The following is a 19,734-nucleotide window of genomic DNA, read 5'->3' on the forward strand; positions in this document are numbered from 1 at the left end:
GCGCCCTTCGACACTCAACACATGACCGGCAACTTGGGGCTTACCTCGGCAACGCCGGGCGTTCAATCCGGATCCCCGGTCGTAAGGCCAGCATTTTCCTTTCGGCACTGCGCCATTAAGAAAAGGGCTTAATCATGATGACTTTCCAACACTGCCCAATGGCGGTGACACCGAAGGCTCGCCCGAAATTTGAAGAATTGATTCCGGATCGTGCTTGGGCAGATTTGTCGGAAACATACTCGAGGGCTGCCAAATGACCAGCGTGCCGTCCAAGGGTGGCGATGCGGTCACCATGATCAGTCTGGAACTGGTCGATTTCATCAACAGCCACCGAGCCGAAGGTGCGCCCACGTTGGCGCACAACGACTTCCTTAAAAAGGTCCCCTGGGTTCTGAAAAAAGATGCGGGAAAATTTTCCCACATCTATCTCGACTCAATGAACCGCCGACAAAAATGCTACCGCCTACCCAAGCGTGAGTGTTGCCTCATGGCCATGTCGTACAGCTACGATTTGCAGGCGGCCGTGTTTGACCACATGAACGAACTGGAAATGCGACTCGCACAGCGGGCCGCTTTCCCCATCCCACAGACTCGCGCGGATGCGTTGCGCCTGGCGGCCGACCTCGACGAACACAACGCCAGGCTTGTGCTGGAGAACAGAGACCTCAGGCTGAGGCTTGAAAGCCCTGAGCCGTCTTTCCAGGCAGGGCTGACGCCCGTGCAGTTCTGTCGCACCTTGAACGGGGTCAACAGTCAGAAAATCAATCACTTCCTACTGGAGTCCGGCTGGATCTACAACGCCGAAACTGATCCTGATCGCGCGCCGAAATATCGGACCCGAAGTCGTGCCCGCGATAACTATCTGGCCGAAGATGTGCGCAGCATTGCTCGGCCTGGCCAGAAGCCAATCCTGACCTACTCGTTGACGCTGTTGCTGGCGGGTTCCATACGCCTCCACGAGTGGTACCTGGAGCAAAAGCTGCCGATGAAGTCCAGTTGGGATGGCTCGCTGATGCAGCGCCAGAGCTACCGGGAGGACCTTCAATGAGCACGATGATCATGAGTGCCTGCTGGCCATTGCAGGACATGAGTGCGACGCAAAAGGCCGTGTTGATATCGCTGGCAGACAACGCCAATGACGAAGGCGTCTGCTGGCCCTCAGTGCCCAAGATTGCCATGCGCACCTGCCTGTCAGAACGGGCTGTTCAGGGCAGCATCAGGTGGCTGTGTTCCACCGGGATTTTGTCAACGGCTGAGCGACTGGGGCGCTCTACGCTCTACACCTTGACCCCCGCAGCCTATGCGCCCCCGCAGAAACCGCGCCCCGCAGATGCTGTGAAATATCCCCCGCAGGAGCTGCCCCCCTCCCCCGTACAAGCTGCACCCGCCCCCCGCAGCAGCTGCACCCAGAACCGTAATAGAACCTATAAGGAACCGTCAGCAGAACCGCCAGCTTTTTTGCCGGCCCTGATCGGGCAGTCCATCGGCGAGGCCGGTGAACAGGTTTCCGTGAAGCATCCGAAGGCGCAGGACGACGACGATCGCAAACAGGCCTGCCGAAATATCTGGCTGGCGTACTCGACCGCCTATTTCGACCGCTACCAGACCGAGCCCGTTCGCAATCAAAAAGTGAATGCCCAAGTCAACGACCTGCTCAAGCGTTTGGGAAGCATCGAGGCATCGCGGGTGGCCGCCTATTTCGTGGGCATCAACGATTCATATCTGATCCGTGAATGCCATGCCTTCGGCGCACTGCTGGCCAAGGCCGAAGCGTTCCGTACGCAATGGGCGACCAACGCCCAGGTCAATTCCGTCACGGCGCGGCAGATCGAGAATACCCAGGCCAACCTGAACACCGCGGAACAGGCCAAGGCCATGATCCGCAAGGAGGGTGCAAAAAATGCTTTCCTCTGACGAAAAATCGCAACTGGTCGACGCCTTGTGCGTCACGGCGGAAGCCATGGGCACCACCCTGAGTGCCGGCGCCGCAAAAATGATGGTCGATGATCTGGCCAGGTTTCCGGTGAGCGATCTGGTGACGGCTCTGCGCGCCTGCCGACACGAGGTGAGCGGCCGCCTGACCCTCGCGGCGATCATGCAGCGGGTCCAGACGGCCGACGGTCGACCGGGCAAGGACGAAGCCTGGTCTATTGCCCTCGCCGCCAGCGACCAATTCGACACCGTGGTCATGACCGAAGAAATTTTGCTGGCCATGTCGGTGGCTGAACCAGTTCTGCACCAGGGCGACAAGGTCGGGGCCCGCATGGCCTTCATCTCGGCGTATGAGCGCCTGGTGTTCACTGCCCGCCAGCAACTCAAGCCTACCCACTGGCACGTGTCGATGGGCTTTGACCCTCAACGCCGGGTCATGGCCATCGATCAGGCCGTACTGATGCAGCGGTTATCTCCGGACGTAGCCAAGCAAACCCTGATCAGTTTGGCTTGTGCGCCGCTGACCGAGAATGCACAAGCGATTGCCGGTCTGATCACGGGTGAGCCTGGCGCCCCCTCGCCAGACGTCAGGGATCGATTGCGCTGTATCCGCGACGCCATGCTGCGCCAACGTGAGCATCGGAAAAAAGAACGACGCGCAAGCGTGCAGGTGTCGCGCAACCACCTGGCAACGCGTATGAATGACCCGGTGTCCAAGGCTGCCCAGCGGCAGCAGGAGCGCCCCCATGACTGACGTATCTGTGCCGAGCAAAACGCTGCACGTGCTCGTGACTGACGCCGAGATTCGTAAATACGCGGCAACGCCGGTGCGTCAGTTGCGCGACCCGCGTTTCCCGGCTTTGCGCTTTCGCTACTCCTCCACCAATCGGGCCAAAGGCTCATGGTTTGTGGTGGTCGGCGACAAATGGGGTAAGGCCGGCAACTACCCTGATATAAACGTCAAGGCCATGCAAGCCACGTTGCCGGCGATCCTGCTGCGACGGTCTGCCGAGCCGGGTGCACGGTCGACGGTCAACCGCTTTCAAACGGTCGGTGATCTGCTGACGTGGTACCTGGAGCGCATGTCCCGTGATCGCGGTTTATCGGCCAAACGCAAAGCCAGCGTCAAGTCGGGCGTGCGCTGCCAATTACAACCCCGACTGAACGCTTTGCCGCTGACCGGCCTGGACCGTGCCGCCCTGGACCAGCTGTTGCTGTGGCCGATGCAGGAACAGTACGCGCTGTCGTTTGTTCGCTCGGTGTACGGCGTGTTGACCGTGGCCTTTCGCCAAGCCGCGCGACTGGGTCTGATCGTGATCAATCCCATGGCCAGCTTGAAATTCAACGATTTTGTGCAGACCCGGATCAAGCCCAAGCCGGCGCATTTGCGCGCTGAAGACCTGGAGGAGGTCTTGGCGAACCTCAGCACAGAGTTCGCGACTTCCCCCGTCGGAGGCATGCTGGTGCTGATGATGCTGTGCCATGGCACCCGTTTGGGTGAAACCCGGGTGGCGCGCTGGAAGCACATCGACCTGACCCGCCGCCACTGGTTCATCCCTGCCGACGACACCAAGACCAAGCGCGAACTCACCCTGCCCCTGACCGATCAAGTGTGTGCGTTGCTGCGGCGCTACCGCGAGCACCAAGCAGCTCACGGCTACGTCGGGGCCTACCTGTTTCCCGGCCAGTCGCGACACCCCTTGAGTGCGAGCAAGGCCAGCCAGGTGTTTGTTCGTTTGAGTCAGGGCAGCTGGACCAGCCACGACCTGCGCAAGGTCGCCCGTACCGCCTGGATGGACCTGGGCGTGGACTACCTGGTGGGCGAGATGCTGGTCAACCATGCCATGAAAACCCTGACCGCCACCTACATCCACACCAGCGCCGACACGTTGAAACGCAAGGCGCTGGAGGACTGGCATGCATGGCTCGACGAGCGAGGGTTTGCGGCGCTGCATCACGGGACAGGACCGGGACCGGCGACTTCGACCACCGTGCTGCACGCCCCTGCGCACAAGGCTCTCGGGCAATCCCAGGATCCATTGCCGAGGAGGATGTTTTGAGGTTCAACGAGAGGGGCCATCACTTTCCTTCATCACACCTTTGGATGCCAACGACTGACGGTGCATGCCCATGGTCTGACCGGAAAACCTCGCGTTGCATCCCGAGCAGGGACGGCCAAAGCGCTGAGGCGAATCGAACGCCTCAAGAAGCCGCAGAGGCCAGCCCGGTCGGAGTCGGAACTCCGAATGTGAAAAGGTACTCCTGGCCCCCACCCCCATTGCGGGTAATTCGAGCCCCGGCGTCGAACGATGTATGAGTTTTTTTACGAATCCCGGTTCCGCTTTTATTTATGTGCATATGAGGTAGTCATGGCGAATCAAAAAGAGCTGGCCCAACACCTGGACTTGACCGATCGGCAAGTTCGCTACTTGCTTGCAGACGGTATCCTGCCCAGCTCGCGGGGAAATGGTGGGTTGAATTTACAGGACTGTCGTCTGGCTTATTTTCGTTACTTAAGAGGACTCAACAGCGGCCAGGTAAAAGCGGAAGCGGGTCACCTGTTCGAGGACGGTATCGACCCCTTGGCTGAATACCATTTACTGATAGAGAAAGTGAGACTAACGAAGGCGCAGGCCGTCGCTCAAGAGAAAAAGAACGAGGTCATGGAAGGCCAACTAGTACCGGTGGAGTTTGCCACTTACGTTTTGAGCAAGATCGTTTCACAGATCGCCTCTCAGCTTGAAACGGTGCCACTCAAACTTCGACGTAAACACCCAGAGATGGATGTTGTACACCTTGAATCGCTGCAGCGTGAAATTGCGTTGGCACGCAACCTGGCGGCCGAAGTCGACGTGATGGTACCGGAGTATTTGAAAGACTACTTGGAGAGATACGTTTGAAAGACTACTTGGAGAGATACGTTTGACTCAAGACGCCCGCTTGTGAGCGCGTTACCGCGTCAGGTCGGGAGCGACAGTTCTTTTAAAATCATGTTGCACCCAGCACCGGCTTTACAGGACGTGAATATGCATTTTTGCCTTCACTGAATTACCACCAATTTAGCTGACACATCTAATTGTTTGTTTCGCATCGCCCCCCTTCCACGACCAGCGTTTTCGGCCAATCGCGGTTATTCACTCTGCTCGCGTAAATGTGAAATTGCGGTGAAGAAACATTGGTAAATCGCTGCACCCGAAGCTAGACAAGTCATTCCGCCTCCGTGACGCCGTGCTATAACACACGGCACCGGACGACGAGACAGGTCGCATGATAGAACGCAATAAAATCAACCTGGGTAAGGCTGCGCTTCTACTGCACTCGCTTAAAGCCAACCCTGAGCGGCTCGACGTATTGCTTGAACTGCACCGCTTGTTGATTCGGCGCATCTCGGCGACTGAGCGGGCGATGCTCCGATTGAAAGCGATCATTGCGCTAAAGAAAAAGTCGTTGTCACGAGATCGCCTTCCGAAAAAAAAGGCAAAAGCGGTCAAGGCGCTGGTCAAAGCTGCGACTGATCGCATCGACGAGCACCGAAATCTTAACTTTCTCTGGAAGTGCTTCGGCGACGGCATCGCCCACATCTACTTTGATAAATACGCGTTGAAGCAGACCTTTTACAGCGTCGAGGACTATTCGACCAAGGAAGACGCCGGCTTTTTGACCGGGAAAGAGGGGTTTCGTTTGGAATGGCGCATGATCCGAATGGCGATCGCTGGCGGCAAGCCCATCCTCCTCTGCGATATCACGAACGTCCTGCGGCACGGCGACGTCTGTCTAATGATGGGAAACGACCCCTTCATGATCGAGGTCAAATCGAGCCGAAACCGGAACGAGCGGGTGGATCGACAACTGGAACACCTGCAATCCTTAAGCAGGTTTCTTACTAAAGATGGTGCCGATGAGTTCCGAGGCTTTCAGAACGTGCGGCGTGTTGCCTTTAATGTGGCGGAAGTCACCCATTCGGCGACGCTGAACGCGGCTATCGAGAGGTCCTACTCGGAGGGCACTGTAGTAGTGTCACCGGAGCCCGGCCTCTACTATTACGTAACATCTTCTGCAGATTTTGACGGGGCGAAGCTTTCGTCAGTACCACTCGACACGTGCGCACTCTTTTTGATCAACCGAACGAAGACGGAACGCGCATGGATGCCCTATTACCCATTCACGCTGTCGATCAACCCCGAGCATCTCCTTGGTTTTATCAAAGGCGAGATTTACATCGTCGTTCTCGTAGACCTCCAGGAAATGCAAAGTCAGTTTTTGGCTCACGGCCTGCACGCTACCATCATTGACGATGGCACATGGTTTCTAGGATTGACGCGGGGTCTGGATCCGTCGGCCAACGAGAGGTCGTACGTTTCCGAACATCTTTTTTGGCGGATCCCACTTGAGCTTCAATCTCTATCATGGTTCGTGAACGAACAAGCCCGTGTGGACTTGGAAATAGTTCAGAAATACCAGCAAACGGGACCAACTCCGTTCGATGAGAAAACCGCCCCGTAGATCCGGCGACCTCCCAACACAACTGCCCGGCCCTCCAAAACAAGCATTAACATAAGTCGAGCCACCATCGCAACTTAGTGGAAAAGTGCGGTGTTGTTGCCGAGTTACTACAGACTTTCGTTCACCATTAAACATTTGGGATTTGTTGGCCGAAGCAATACGGGGGTTTCCGCTCACCAGAGTTAACTCATTCGTGCACTTTTCTAGGACGCTGCTCCGGCACTCTTGTAGTGACCCCTTAGACCTTCATTGCCCGAGAGCACCTCAAACATTATCTGCATCATTAGAATTGGGCCAGGCGTGATTGCATCAGGATTGATATCTCCGCCATCAAAGTCTGGATTTGTCTCGATTTCGACATTGACGATCCACCAGACCTCGATTTTTCGCATTAAATTCATAAGATCTTGCATTCTATCCATAAGCGCAACATCTTTTCCAGCCAAGACAATCGCAGGCAGCTCATGTGCTAACGAGTTGCGTAGCTGTTTGACCAGTTCAAACACTTCAAGGTCTACCCGATCGATTACTTCCGAATCCTCAAGCCACTTCAATGAGGCGTAAAGAACACTCTTATTAAGCGCAAGAACTTTTCGCTCATATTCTAGCGAAACGGTTGCTCCATCGAGGGTGAAGGCGATGCAATAGAAATCTCTTAAACGACCGATAATGGATTCCTTAAGCATTTCATATGCAGTGATATAAAGTGATGCAGACACCAATCGCTCCTGCATAACAGCAGGAGTTAGTAGGTCCTCCCATTGCTTATCCACAGTCATATTGTCCTCACTGTTGAAATTTGTTTTTGTTCCAGGTCGGGTATGCATTGAGCGTAGCGTGTGTGGAGCATAAAACAAAACGCAATGGGGTCGCAGCTCAGGCTTCTGAGAGCGATCATTGGAGATAACTTTGCCGAAGGCAAGCGGCACCCAGCAGTATTACCTACGGGTGGTCAGTTGGGCGCAGAAACTATGGCGCACTCTGGAAAGGATTGCTCAATAGACTTTCACATCGAATCCTAGGGCACGCAGGGCTTTACTGGTACGACCATTTCTAGGCGGCACCACCTCGGGTCTTGCCCACCCAACAACTTCAGCGATGGAGTTCAAGCCGTAGCGGGCGATGGTGTAGGCCGGATCACGACCTGCGTAGTAGAGACGCTCCCAGATATCCGATGCAGCGCCTTCATAGAGCACATAGTGCAGCAGCTTGCGGATATCCCATCCCTGGCTGTTGCGTTCACTCATGATGAGTGACGCGAATAGCTTAACGCGGCCCTCTCTACCCATGGATTGCACACCGGGACGGCCCAATACAGACATGGGTATCTTGATGATGTGGTTCATAGTGGCATGGGTTTTACTGCACAGGATTTCAACCTCATCGACACTCAGACTAAGTACTTTTTTCTGGTCGAGCAGCTCGCGGACTTTCGGAGCGCTTTGGTAGAAGGCAACATCTTCATACGAAGGGGCGGACTGCAGGCCGTGCCACCACTCCAGCTCAGCTTTCAACGCAGATTGAGGATCGGCATGATGTCGTTTGTAGTAATCCTCATAGGGCTTACGCAAGCTGTCGCCGACATGGTTGTAGTAGTAGGCATGGAGGAATTGATCTACCTGCCAAGCTGGCGGTACGTTTCCATCAACCCAGATAGGGCGGTAGTCTGACAGCTGTTGCTGAATACCCTGCAAAATCCCCAGTGTGTCCAACCACTCTTTTTTAAAGTTTTCTTTGCGCCGATCAAAAGCGGCCTTGTTCCCTAAAAAACTGGGACCTTGCCATTCATCATGTCCTCTGGCCTTTTTCGCTGCAGCGTAAACATCCTTGTTCAAGGCGCTGAGACGCTCCATTTCGGCGATGTATTCGGCGGAGATGGGGATGGTGACATCCAGCTCGCGCAAGTATTCGAAGAAGTTCTCCAGCTGAGTGTCCATGCCATTGGCAACCAGCTCATCCTCGCCGACAAAAACACCCGCTTCGATATTGGTCAACCAGCCATTGTCCGTGTGATTGGCCGAACCAATGTAAGCGCCATAGCCTTTCCACCAGATTACCTTTGCATGAAAGCAGTCCGGCACGAACCGAGTGAACACGTTGTCCTGCTGGTGTTTGAACAGGCGCTTGAGCAATTCAACCGAGACCGGCACCGTGTGGTCGTAACGCATCCACAAATCCAGTCGTAATTTGTTGGTGACTGAGTGGCCCACAAGGTCCTGGGTGATATCAGCTGCACAGCTGCCGTAAGCCACGGCAGCCAGCACGCTATCCACCTGCACCTCTCCCGATAACACCGGTAAAAGATCCCTGAGGTGTGTTCCATTGATACGGTTGGCGATCAGTTTCAACGTTGAATCCTTTCAATATTTGCAAGCTGCGGTAGGGCGGTCGCGACGTTTCAGAAATGTAGGGGATCAGGTCGAATGGATGAATACTGGAAATTCTCGACCCTGTATAAGGTCAGCGACTCAGACTGCCAGCGACAACAGGCTCTCTATCAGCTCCTTCAGCTCAGACTTCTCATCATCACCGTCCCGATAAAGCGATCGCTGGATAATCTGTTCTGCGGTCATCAAAGGCCAGAAACGGTCAGATACGTCGTCTGGCTTCATGCCCACCCCAATACCGATGATTGTCTTGGCATCACAGGTATCGGTGTAGCTGAAGGAGTGCCCGGTATGAACCTCAACTAACTCAGGGGAAATATAGTTTTCTATTTCACGTTTACGCGTTGAGTAGAACGGGCGCCCTGCTCCTTCGACCTCCTGCTTGCGCTTCTGATTGGCCTTTACCTGCCCGGGATCACCACCGATATCAGAATCGAGGAATACGCACCATGGCAAGCCCAGCTCATCGGCAAGCTTGTGCGTTACCCAATGCTTGACGTTGCCACAGCCACCGACATGGATAGGTACAAGGCGCTTGTCATCCAGATCGTGAGCAAGGTGGCCATCCGCCTTCAAGACCGCAGCGGTATGGCGAAGGAAAGTAATGTCGGACTTCCCTTCTACCAAGATGATGCCAGCGGCCCGCTCCATACCGGTTTCGGGTAAAACGCCCAAACTCTCCGCAGCTTCCTTCAGCACATCTGCATCCGGCATCTTGACGATGGGGATACCTAGTTCATTCCTTGTGACGTAACGGATACCTTCAATCGGTATCAGGCCGGCCAGCGCTGGCACATGGGTGGTGACGATGATTTGCCGGTTCGGCTGGTTGGACAGCGCCAGCAATGCCTTCATCAACATCATCTGATAGTTGGGATGCTGGGAGGTTTCTGGCTCCTCGATTGCGTAGATCACGTTACGCTGCGAACCAATCACCGATTTCTCCGCTTCCGCGCGGAAAAAGTTCAGCAGAATGAGACGGCGCACGCCGCTACCGCGCTTGTTGATTGGGATGCCGTATTCACCGTCCAAGGTAAAGCTGAAGGTCCATTTCGGCTTTTCCTTGAAGCGTGGAGTCAGCTCATTGGCTAATTCAGGGGCCATTTCACGCAGCTTGTCCAAGGTACGGGCAGCCACATCCAGCACGCTTGCTTCAATCTGTTGCTCAAGTGCGCTGATCTGCTCCTGCAGTGCAGCCTGGGACTCCTTGACGGCTTGTTGCAGCGGATTTTTGGCCTCGGCGTCACCATCGCTGCTCTCGCGGTCAGCTTTGAAGAGGGCAAAGGTAGGCAGCAGGTCCTGAATCTTGCCCCAGATGGACTTGCTATCGGTGGACAGCCCCTTGTCCACATCAAGCAGTGTTTCCTGACAGGCTATCGGCGCGGCGGCGTTGCGAATCGACTGCCGCCATAACGAAGCCACACGCTTGTCCGCAACCTCATCTGCAGCACCCAACTGCTCACCAAGCTTTTTCAGATCGATCATCTTCAAACTGAGCAGGTTGCTCAGTGCCTGATCGAGGGGATGCTGACAACGAATCGCTGTTTTATCCTGCTTGCCGGTAGCGGCCTTAAAGGTTTTAACGATTTCCAGTGCGCCTTCGGCATTGAGCAAATATTCCTGGGACAGTGAGGTCTCGGCGTTCTCATCCAATACCAGCGCCTCAGGAAGTTCATCAAACTCACAAGCGATCTCGAACTGTTCCGCCCCCTCAGCCAAGCGAAAACAGTTCATATCGTTTTTGTCTGCCTTGGCGCCATCGGTCTCGAAAAAAATGGCCAGGGCTTCAAGAATTGTCGACTTGCCATAGTCATTGCGTCCAACGATACCGGTCATGGCTTCGGCAATTGGGATGACCGTTAAATCGCGATAGCCCCGAAAATTGGTGAGCTTGATGGACTTGATGCGCATGGAGGAATTCCCTATCTAAATGTGCATATCTACTACTGCGCCAGTGACAAGCCGCATACCGCGACCGCAGGGACCAAGGGCAATTAGAGCAGTCTTTTTGTACGACATGACGCCGTACATGGTCGTTGCGCAGTGGCAAGAGGCTAGTACACAGTCATGCCGGTGTCCATGTACCTTTCCAACAGTTCCTGGACTGACATACCGGCGCGGATTTTCGGGTACCACTGGGGCGACGCATTTCAACGGTTGCTCTCGGCGTGGACTCAGCAGGTCGACGCAACATTCAGACGCAGCGGTTTACCGAACAAGTGGATTTATTGGTATTGGCCAGCACAACAATGCGTGCCGGCCATTTCAACCACCGCTATTTCACTTGGTGATGAACACAATCGTCGCTCTGCCACCCTCTACTCGAAATGAAAACGACACCTGGTCTCCAGCTGTCAGCTCTGTCAGCTGATCTTCCGTCACGGAAAAGGCCATGGTCATCGGCGGCTATTGCACAGCTGGAACATCACCGTGAGAAGCTCATCCTCAGCCTTGGCTATCAGAACGTCATCGGCGAGGGGCTCAAGCAGCGCCTCGGCGATCTCGCCAAGCTTGCCCCTCGGGTGGTCGCTATTGCCCAGTAGTTCGGCTGTAGCGGTCTTGTCGGCCTGTCCTCTCAACATATGACCACGGCCCCTTTGCGGCGATCCGTTGGGTTTAAAGAGATGCAACGACCCGCATTGCACGGTGTGTCGCCACTTGGCAACCGCGGCTGGAGGATTCAGGTTCGCTGTGTATCGATACCGCCACCGATGCCGAACCACAGCTGAATGAGGCGACAGGCAGCAATCAGCCAATCTCGGTCATTCGTGACTGGTCGCTCTGGGCCGTCTGCTGCGCGCTATGACAGGCAAAATTTCGCGTCGGAACGCATGCATCAACACATGCAGCGCCTTTTTACACAGACTGGGCGAGAAGCGGACCTTCATCGAACTTAGTAATCATCCTCGCGAATGAGATATTGATCAGCTCAGTGAAGCATCAGGTAAAAAATATAACTCTACGGAGATTTCTAGACTGGGAATAGACTAGAGTACTAAAGCTACCCCATTCAACGGGAGTATATAGTAAATACGTTATCTGAAAATTACTATTCAATTTCAATAGGACTACAACATGATGAGTCAGCCAATAAGAAAACATGGCAAACCAAAGCTATTAATATTACTCCCCATCAGAAACGGAAGTCGATACTTACAAAGGTACTTTGATAACGTAATGCAATTTTCGGATGGAGTGATTGCTCTCGATGATGGAAGTGACGACGACACTCTCGATTGCTTGAGAAAAGAAAAATTCGTCATAAAAATTTTAATTAATCCCCCACGACCAACATTTACTGGGTGGGACGACGGTGCCAATCGACGACAGCTACTCGAAGCTTGTGCCGAATTCGAGCCGGAGTGGATAATGTGGCTAGATGCAGATGAGCGGGTTGTGTCATATGATCTACCTCACATAAACAAGCTATTCCAGCTTAAAACAAATTATAATCCTGCATATGGATTTGAAGTTCTTAGACTAATAGGTGACTCCAACCACTACGACAAATCAAAACTTTGGACGTTTCGCATGTTTCAGTATGCATCAGGTTTAACACTACCGAATGCCACCCTACACTTTGAGCCTATCCCCACCCAATATGATCAAAAAAATTTAATTCGGACACGCATACGCATCGCACATCTTGCTGGCGTACATGCTAAAGATAGAATGGCACGTTATAAAAAATACCAAGAGGTGGACCCTCATCACCAATGGCAGGATGACTATTCTTGCCTGCTAGACCCGCCCGGCCACTGTTGGTTAATTAAACCATTACCATCTAATGTGGATCTAGTGATCCACGAAACTCGTCCTTGCACTTGAAGCAGGTCTTAGACTCGTAGTACGTCCGCAATCACATCGGCTGCTTGCAGAAGTTCATTTAACGGGGCAATCAGCGGTGGTGTGACCATCAGATCACAGTCCACTGATAATACTGAGAAAAGCCCAGCCTCAAGCAAACGGGTCACTAGTCTCGAAGGAGTGAGACCAATCGAAGCGCCAAATTCCCAGTTTAAGTTGATGGCCAGTTCCAATCCTTCGCCGCTCACTGCAGACACAAACGGGCTCGCTCCTAGATTGCTCAAAAGTCTTCGTTTCAATGCGGTACCATTTTCGTTTGCCATGCTGCCAAGTTGATTGCGATGATGATAGTTCAAAGTGGCTAACGCTGCGGTGCAGCCAAGAGGCGCTCCGCCGTAAGTCGACGCAAAAGCCCCTTCATCGACATAAGGTATAAGCCTACTAGTTACTAAGCACAGCGAAAGAGGGTAAAGCCCATTCGTAAGCGCTTTTCCACAGAGAATTACATCAGGAGAGAGGCCAGCATCAAGTGAGGAGAACAATGCACCTACTCGATTTATTCCAGTCCCAATTTCATCGCAAATAAATAGCGCACCTAAATCTCTGGCCAACTTACGCACTTGTGTTAAAAACACTTCCGGAACCTTGTAGCAACCAGAATTTGTTGAAATTGTTTCAACAATAACCGCTCCAACGTCGCCTTCAAACTGATCGAATGTTTTAACAGTAGGAGGATTATCCGGCGAAAACTGAATTCGAATTGTTTTCTCATTAAGATTCAATGGGCCTATATGAGGCACTTCTACGCCTGCTGCAAGTGATGCTCCTGTTGTGCTGCCGTGATACGATCCTGCCAATGTAATGACACTCCCACAACCAGTTACGAGCCTTGCTAACTTCAACGAGTTATCGACTGCCTCACCCCCTGTACAGCTAAATACAGGTATGTACCCAGGAGCTATTTCAGCTAACAATTCTGTAAGAGCACGGGAGCTTTCATCGGTGCACCATGAGGGCCGAAATGGATTACTAGCAAGGCAACGGCGCACCTCTTTTATAACTTCAAGAGGATTCCATCCGGCATTCATTACATTCCAACCAGAAGTCAAGTCTAAGTACTTTCGGTTCTGCGAGTCGTAAACGAACGCCCCCTCTCCACCTTTAAACTGAAAGCGAGAATTGAAAGGTCCACCGTGAAATGGATCAGACATCGGGTTGCCCCTCACATTTCTTGCATTCGGCGCAATGACTGATACTTCTTCGACCTTTTTCAACAATCAAGGCACGGTATTCTTTTGCCCGCACTAAAATAGTTGAAACATCATCTTTGAACAAGTTCCCCAATCGCCCATCAGACCGAAATGAAAGCAAACATACGTGTACATCTCCTAATGCAGTAATGCAGAAGGCATTCCCTGCCCAGAAGCAAGGTCCAAACGGCACATTGTCGTCATTCGCTAAAGACACCTCGCTGCCATCTTCGAATACTTTATAAACCTTTATCCAATCATTGCATCGCTTCGAAAGCCGAATGAGCTGTGGGTCCGCCGAAACGCCTGGGTGATATGAGATTTCGTAAATACTGATTTGTGGTGGTGGACTGTTTAGTTGATCACGAGCGTCTAATAATTCAGTAAGCCCTTGCAGAGTCGGCGCCCAAGTGTGTTTTCCTCGATTAGCTTCATGGGCCTGGGCATTTCCACCATCAATAGAAACATAAATTAAATCAATCGGACTTAGATACTTTAATAACGCAGCACTCTTTTCTTTACTTAGCAGAAGACCATTTGTATGAAATTCAAGTGGCACTTTCGGTAAAATTTTTTTTGCTGAGTTTAGTAGCTCTGGAAGACTCTTGTTCGTGAGTGGTTCCCCACGCCAGTTTAGATGAAGCTTTTGTATGACTATGTCTGCAGAGCTTAGTTTTTTTAGAATTAATCGAAAGTTCTCAGGAGTAATTAAATGCGGTTGGTGGGCATGTTTCGTATAACAGTCTCGACACGCGAGATTGCAGGTAGCTGAGATATCCATCCATACCCATACCTTTTCTTTAGCTTTTGTCATCTGGTGCACCCTTGCTGGCCACGGACCAGTCGACAACTCTTAGAGTACTGTTCCCATCCTGAAGACCGCCGTTGATCTCTCTCCATTGCCGCGTCCAAGCTGGATCTGAGGATGTAGGATCAAATCTGAGAACTTTACCTGCAGAAGAAGATGCCCAAATCCAAGTGCCGTCAAGCAGCTTTACAGCAGCATGCTCGTAAATGTCATCTTGATCCCAGTCAAAAAAAGCAAGAATGCATCGATTGATGGATACTTCCAAAGGAATCGGCGTAGTGATTCCGCGGTGGCCTTTTCCCAGTTGGTCGGCAGTCATCCAAGGTAACTCCACAACCGTACGTCTGACGGCGAGCCGGATACTCCTCAGTATTAAACTAGAGCAATCGATACCTGATTTACTCCGACCTCCGAACTTGTAGGGTGCGTCAGCAAGCCCAATGAGGTTTGCGTTAAATTTTTTTTCTTTACTCTCCATCGAAAACAAACTCATATCAGTCAAATGGCTGGATACCTACAATGGAAATCAGCTTACCCACTCTGCTTTTATCGCAGCTGAGCGCAGTGGACTGACCAATAACCATGGTTCCCATAACATAATCATACCTGTAGTCGATTTGAGGCCACCACGGCGGTATGTATAGAATGAGCTCCGCTCCATTTTCTAATTCACCTCCGTCATCTGAGACTTCATAGATTGTCACTATGGCTGGGCTACCAGGCTTTACTCGCCCTCCCACAGCAACTGATGAGTTGTCGATCTTTAGCTCGCCGGTTAGCCCAGCACGATTTGCAGTCCGAATGTCTAGCTCGGCAGTGCCAAATTGAGTCGGTAATAAATCCTCAGCATTTTCATAGGTGCTTAGAGTGAGTTTCCATGTGCCACGGATACGGATAGCTGCCATTATCGATTAACTCCATGGTAGATTTTGAGTCCATCAGAACCCGATTTGGTGAGCCGCCTGTTGATGTTAGTCGAAGATTTAATTGCTGCAAATCAAACGTGAGCTAAATTTTAACGCCATGCCACTTTGGTTTTTTCCATAGGGCTTTTAGGCTCAAGACAAGTCGCACCATTATACTGGCGAAAAGGACGGCACCTGATATCCTTAGTATGCCCTTCGTTACAGACACACGCACAGGAGTGACTGTCGCCATGCATAAAAATATAAAATTGACAGCAAAACTGGTTGGTAAAGCACCCAAACAAGTTAGCGCACCATGGGCCATAAATTATCTCGGCGAGGTCATCCAACTCGTAACTCAAGCCAAACCGAATAAGTGGGAGCTTCCTGAAGGCTGGAGCGGCATGAAAATTGTCCAAGCAGAGGGGGGCAAGCTTTGGGTCGCTGCCCGACAGTCCCAGACCTCATACGGAATTTGGGCTGGTTGTTTGGTAACAGGAGAGTGGAGTTTGTGCTTTTCGGACAACATATTCCCAGTTATCGGGAGAGCATCTGGCACAGGTGTTTGGGTCGTCACCGGTCGCTCAATAATCCCTCTCGGATTTACTCCATTAAGCTTACCCCCACTGCTGCCAATTGAGGCTGTGGATGTAACGGAAGGTATTGATGGCAGTCTGTGGGCTGTCGGAGGTGAAAAGCGATATGGGGGTTACGCTATTTGGCACTTGAATAGAGCAGAAAACAATTGGCTTCCTTTGCCAAAACCTGCCGCTGCTATTTCACTTGTGGGAGCCGTAGATGGAACTGCTTGGAGCGTAAGCTCACGTGGTCAAATATGGCGACTGCACCCTGATGGGGCTGGAAGTTTTGCTGAGTGCGGCATGGCTCCGACATGCCGGAATTGTCTCTTTTCACCAAATTCACTTCATGTTGCTGGTCTGAGCATTAGCAATGAGGGAACTGTCTGGTTCTTTGGACAAGACGCACGCGGGAATGCTGTTTGGGGTTGGCTTGCTGATTTATCGACGAAATCAGTCGTTCATTTCCTCTGTGATTTGAATCTTGTCTCTATCGCCGCGCCAGCCTAGAGTTATATAATAAATTTTTCGCCATCTCTTATATTGAAATCTGGGAAGTGTGTCATTAGGCGTAGCCTAGCTATCGGAAAAGCGCCACTATTTATCGAGAATACAAACTAAAACCTAGGCATCCAAACTCCTCCAAACTGCCGTGCGGATCTAACAAGCCCCTGATCCAGGAAGGGCAACGCAACGGCATAGCTACGCCGAAGCAGCGCTTACCTTCATTGAGCTCGGCCTCGATGCAGATGCACATCGCCTTGACCTAGTGAACTACAATCATTGCGTGAGTCATGCGGATAGTATGCGGGGTCGGCTTATCGCGGATAAAAAAACAGCTCGCGCCGTACCCTGCAACGCTTGGTTCCGCTAAGCAGCGCTTTTTTGAAAGCTGGTTAGACCTATATGGGAATCGGTGACAAGTCGGTGTTGACTTATTGTTTTTTAGGTGTCAGCTAATTATTTGCCTTCTGAGGATTGGAGTGGCAAAAAAACGATGACTCATCGAGGTCGGGGTACTCATCCTCGGAAATGTCGAAATGAGCCGAGATGCACCAGGACGTCAATCTACAATGAAGACTAGTGAGCATCAGAGCAGCCCGAAAGCATCATGAACGTCACCGGGACTATCTTATGTCTTGTGCTCGTCGCCGACCTCGACGTCCATCTGGTCAAGCACGCGCCATAACATCGGTCTGATCGTTAGTATCGTCTTCAAGTCGAACGGTTGGTATCTGCGCTTTGAGGCACCCGGGCCAGATTGGTCTTTACCTGATGGAAAGATAGATCCTGCTACAGAATTAGAATGCGCAATGAACCCTTCAATCGTTCGACTTGTAGATCCTCATCCGGAGTGGATGCCCGTATCGCCTCCATCGCGCACATCATCACGTCCCAAGACCCGAAACCAAGACCTGGCCAAAAATGACGCCACGAGCAGCACCCGTTGCGCATCGCCCAACCCACTGCCCGCCGGTCCTGCGAATGCTTCATCTAGGAGTCGAAGAACTGAACTTTGTCCCACGTTTCTGCAGCCATGGTGACAAGGCGCTCCTTGAACCCTGATCCGTGGATCTCGAGTTTGTGACCGTCCGGATCCAGGAAGTAGATGGGCGCCCCCTCTGAGGGATTCTCTTTGAAGATGGTAGCGCCGGCGCGACGTATTCAATCAACATCCTCATGGATAAACAACTTGCGGAGTTTTTTATAAGCCGGTTCTAAAAGACGCGTGGAATAGCGTTGGAACTCGTCTTTTGCTGCATCAGGCCTGCCGCTTATGGCTGCTGCAACCACGCCCTAAGTCAGACCAAACTGCGCTGACTTAGCGTCCTGCACCTTGATTTCTTTGCCGGAAAGATGTGGGACGAAATCCAGTGAAAGCGTACGCCGACGCCTGCACGCCGCCTTTCCACTGATACGGGCAGAGGACTTGGACCTAGAGTCCCAGCGGCTGTAAAAGTGACACTATGGCTGGCGCAACAATTTCGTGAATCTGATCTATCAGTAATATTTGCAAACGCTTACTCCCGCATAATATGGCTCCATAGAAAGTAACTACGTCTTAATATCCAGCGCTGGCTTGAACTCACAGATAAGAGACATTAAAGCCTACGACTCGGAAAAACAGGAGTTGATCGGTGGTCGACAAAGCTTCTTCTCCATCACCGCATAGTTTCTTTTGAACCCATATTTTTCGACAAAGACATAAAACTCTTCCAGAAAACATCTACCGCTCCTCCAAGAAATTAATTAACCATCATAAAGGCTCTACAATATACGCAATACCAGAAGGTCTAAGCAACCTCTCAGCCAAAGCAAAAAAATCGAGCGATCTGCTTTCTGATGGATGAAAAAACTTGGAGACCCCCTCATTACACTTTGCCGTATATTCGAATGTCGGGCAATCGACAATTTTTAACCCACATTTATGGAATAATTCCGAAGCGCAATCCACACTATAGTGCTCTGCAATTGGAGTAAGGTATCGATCTCTTATTAAGAGCTCATCTTCTTTTTCGAAATCTAGCCCATCTCCCTCCATTATGTAACCTGAGACTAGGGCATTATCAGCATCAGCTGCACATGGGAAATAACTTCTAATTTCTCTAATGAGTGAAATAGACTCCTGTGTTACCGGAATCTCGGCTGCTCGCGAAATTCGTTGTGCAATCCAGCGTATCTGCTCAATATCAGTCCTCCCCCATTTTGAGTAAAGCCAGACGTAACCGTTCTTCGCACCAGGACATGAGGCCAAGACGTTCCGAAGAACTTTAACCGGATCACTACAATGATGAAGCACTCCATGACAAAAGAAAAAATCACACGCTTGGGCATCGTTGAGTGGCCCTGAAGCGAAGTCATGTAAAAGTATCTCAATATTAGACATCTCTTGAGCGCGCTCGCGAGCAATCTCTGTAGCAGTAGGAGAGCTATCGGCCCCAACCACCCGACTAGATTTAAATGCATTTGCGATTGTGTGAGAGAAGACGCCCGTGCCACATCCGGCATCAAGAATCCTTAACGGAGGCTGATCTATAAAACACTTGCTTAAAATGGAAACAATCCACTGCCGTGTACCAGCCAAGTGACTATGATGATATGGATAAGGATGACGCTGATAAAAAGTATAAATATTATTTGGCATTATGCAAGCTCCAAAAAAATAACATATGTTGACATTATAGCGCTTGTTAACATTGCAGCTCCCCTTTCGAGTAAGCCAACTCATTGAAAGCGGAGTTTTGGAGGAGTCAGCCTTGACGCCCGCCCACTCAATTTCACTATAGTTGTCGCAACATATCTTGGTCTTGTGCACCTCATCTTCTAGCGATAAAAATAACCCTCGTGGCTTTTTTAAGACGAACGGTCAAAACGATCAGACATATCGATATCTCTCGATCAAACGCCATCACCCTTGTATAGATAATGAAATATGTCACTGAATTTTGATGCCAAATAGATACAAGACATAGGTTTCATCGTTTTTACGAGCACTTGTTCCTTTATTTCATCGAGTAAACGCAGCAACACAGACAAGCCAAAATTCTCACAAAACACTTCTTA

At 51.5% G+C, this 19,734-nt stretch carries 17 protein-coding genes and 1 pseudogene; 8 read left to right on the forward strand and 10 right to left on the reverse strand.

What is annotated here, in order from left to right:
* The first annotated feature begins 253 nt into the window (after positions 1-253).
* The 6 genes from ACA070_RS25075 (at position 254) to ACA070_RS25100 (ending at position 6,435) form a co-directional block, all read left to right on the forward strand.
* The gene (locus ACA070_RS25075) at positions 254-1,048 is read left to right on the forward strand and encodes a Rha family transcriptional regulator (RefSeq protein WP_497448751.1); all 795 of its coding nucleotides are present in this window, start codon (positions 254-256) and stop codon (positions 1,046-1,048) included.
* Complete coding sequence (locus ACA070_RS25080; RefSeq protein WP_497448752.1) at positions 1,045-1,914, forward strand: helix-turn-helix domain-containing protein; 870 nt, start codon at positions 1,045-1,047, stop codon at positions 1,912-1,914. The genes ACA070_RS25075 and ACA070_RS25080 overlap by 4 nt, the downstream gene beginning before the upstream one ends.
* Positions 1,901-2,686 carry a hypothetical protein gene (locus tag ACA070_RS25085; RefSeq protein ID WP_497448753.1) on the forward strand — a complete coding sequence of 262 codons (786 nt, stop codon included), beginning with the start codon at positions 1,901-1,903 and terminating at the stop codon, positions 2,684-2,686. The genes ACA070_RS25080 and ACA070_RS25085 overlap by 14 nt, the downstream gene beginning before the upstream one ends.
* Entirely contained in the window at positions 2,679-3,992 is a 1,314-nt protein-coding gene (locus ACA070_RS25090; RefSeq protein ID WP_497448754.1) for a tyrosine-type recombinase/integrase, read from the forward strand. The genes ACA070_RS25085 and ACA070_RS25090 overlap by 8 nt, the downstream gene beginning before the upstream one ends.
* A 309-nt stretch (positions 3,993-4,301) precedes the next feature.
* Entirely contained in the window at positions 4,302-4,832 is a 531-nt protein-coding gene (locus tag ACA070_RS25095) for a terminase small subunit (protein ID WP_497448755.1), read from the forward strand.
* 367 nt (positions 4,833-5,199) lie between these two features.
* On the forward strand, positions 5,200-6,435 hold the full coding sequence (locus ACA070_RS25100; protein ID WP_497448756.1) for a hypothetical protein: 1,236 nt from the start codon (positions 5,200-5,202) through the stop codon (positions 6,433-6,435).
* Between the two features lie 203 nt (positions 6,436-6,638).
* On the opposite strand, the gene ACA070_RS25105 is transcribed toward ACA070_RS25100, so the two are convergent.
* From ACA070_RS25105 to ACA070_RS25125, 5 genes and pseudogenes are all read right to left on the reverse strand, one after another.
* Positions 6,639-7,214 (reverse strand): hypothetical protein, encoded by a 576-nt coding sequence (locus ACA070_RS25105; RefSeq protein WP_497448757.1) that lies wholly within the window; start codon positions 7,212-7,214, stop codon positions 6,639-6,641.
* 216 nt (positions 7,215-7,430) lie between these two features.
* Positions 7,431-8,783, reverse strand: coding sequence for a phospholipase D family protein (locus ACA070_RS25110; RefSeq protein WP_497448758.1), 1,353 nt, complete (start codon positions 8,781-8,783; stop codon positions 7,431-7,433).
* A gap of 120 nt (positions 8,784-8,903) precedes the next feature.
* The gene (locus tag ACA070_RS25115; RefSeq protein ID WP_497448759.1) at positions 8,904-10,733 is read right to left on the reverse strand and encodes an AAA family ATPase; all 1,830 of its coding nucleotides are present in this window, start codon (positions 10,731-10,733) and stop codon (positions 8,904-8,906) included.
* 369 nt (positions 10,734-11,102) lie between these two features.
* Positions 11,103-11,258, reverse strand: a pseudogene (locus ACA070_RS25120) (copper-binding protein); the annotation flags it as partial.
* A complete protein-coding gene (locus tag ACA070_RS25125; RefSeq protein ID WP_497452047.1) occupies positions 11,219-11,404 on the reverse strand; it encodes a hypothetical protein in 186 nt (61 codons plus the stop codon). The pseudogene ACA070_RS25120 and the gene ACA070_RS25125, both read right to left, overlap by 40 nt.
* A gap of 493 nt (positions 11,405-11,897) precedes the next feature.
* Here ACA070_RS25125 and ACA070_RS25130 point away from each other — a divergent pair, with 493 nt between their 5' ends.
* A complete protein-coding gene (locus ACA070_RS25130) occupies positions 11,898-12,650 on the forward strand; it encodes a hypothetical protein (RefSeq protein ID WP_497448760.1) in 753 nt (250 codons plus the stop codon).
* 8 nt (positions 12,651-12,658) lie between these two features.
* On the opposite strand, the gene ACA070_RS25135 is transcribed toward ACA070_RS25130, so the two are convergent.
* The 4 genes from ACA070_RS25135 to ACA070_RS25150 all read right to left on the reverse strand — a co-directional run bounded on the left by ACA070_RS25135 (position 12,659) and on the right by ACA070_RS25150 (position 15,592).
* Positions 12,659-13,840, reverse strand: a complete 1,182-nt coding sequence (locus ACA070_RS25135) for an aminotransferase class III-fold pyridoxal phosphate-dependent enzyme (RefSeq protein WP_497448761.1) — start codon at positions 13,838-13,840, stop codon at positions 12,659-12,661.
* On the reverse strand, positions 13,833-14,693 hold the full coding sequence (locus ACA070_RS25140) for a radical SAM/SPASM domain-containing protein (protein ID WP_497448762.1): 861 nt from the start codon (positions 14,691-14,693) through the stop codon (positions 13,833-13,835). Before ACA070_RS25140 ends, ACA070_RS25135 begins: the two co-directional genes overlap by 8 nt.
* Positions 14,680-15,006, reverse strand: a complete 327-nt coding sequence (locus tag ACA070_RS25145) for a hypothetical protein (RefSeq protein WP_497448763.1) — start codon at positions 15,004-15,006, stop codon at positions 14,680-14,682. Before ACA070_RS25145 ends, ACA070_RS25140 begins: the two co-directional genes overlap by 14 nt.
* Positions 15,007-15,181: 175 nt before the next feature.
* Positions 15,182-15,592, reverse strand: a complete 411-nt coding sequence (locus ACA070_RS25150; RefSeq protein ID WP_497448764.1) for a hypothetical protein — start codon at positions 15,590-15,592, stop codon at positions 15,182-15,184.
* A gap of 251 nt (positions 15,593-15,843) precedes the next feature.
* Here ACA070_RS25150 and ACA070_RS25155 point away from each other — a divergent pair, with 251 nt between their 5' ends.
* Positions 15,844-16,680, forward strand: a complete 837-nt coding sequence (locus ACA070_RS25155) for a hypothetical protein (protein ID WP_497448765.1) — start codon at positions 15,844-15,846, stop codon at positions 16,678-16,680.
* Between the two features lie 1,747 nt (positions 16,681-18,427).
* Here the strand turns inward: ACA070_RS25155 and ACA070_RS25160 are convergent.
* A complete protein-coding gene (locus ACA070_RS25160) occupies positions 18,428-19,315 on the reverse strand; it encodes a class I SAM-dependent methyltransferase (protein ID WP_497448766.1) in 888 nt (295 codons plus the stop codon).
* Positions 19,316-19,734 lie beyond the last annotated feature (419 nt).

This window comes from Pseudomonas sp. LBUM1678 (assembly GCF_059695575.1).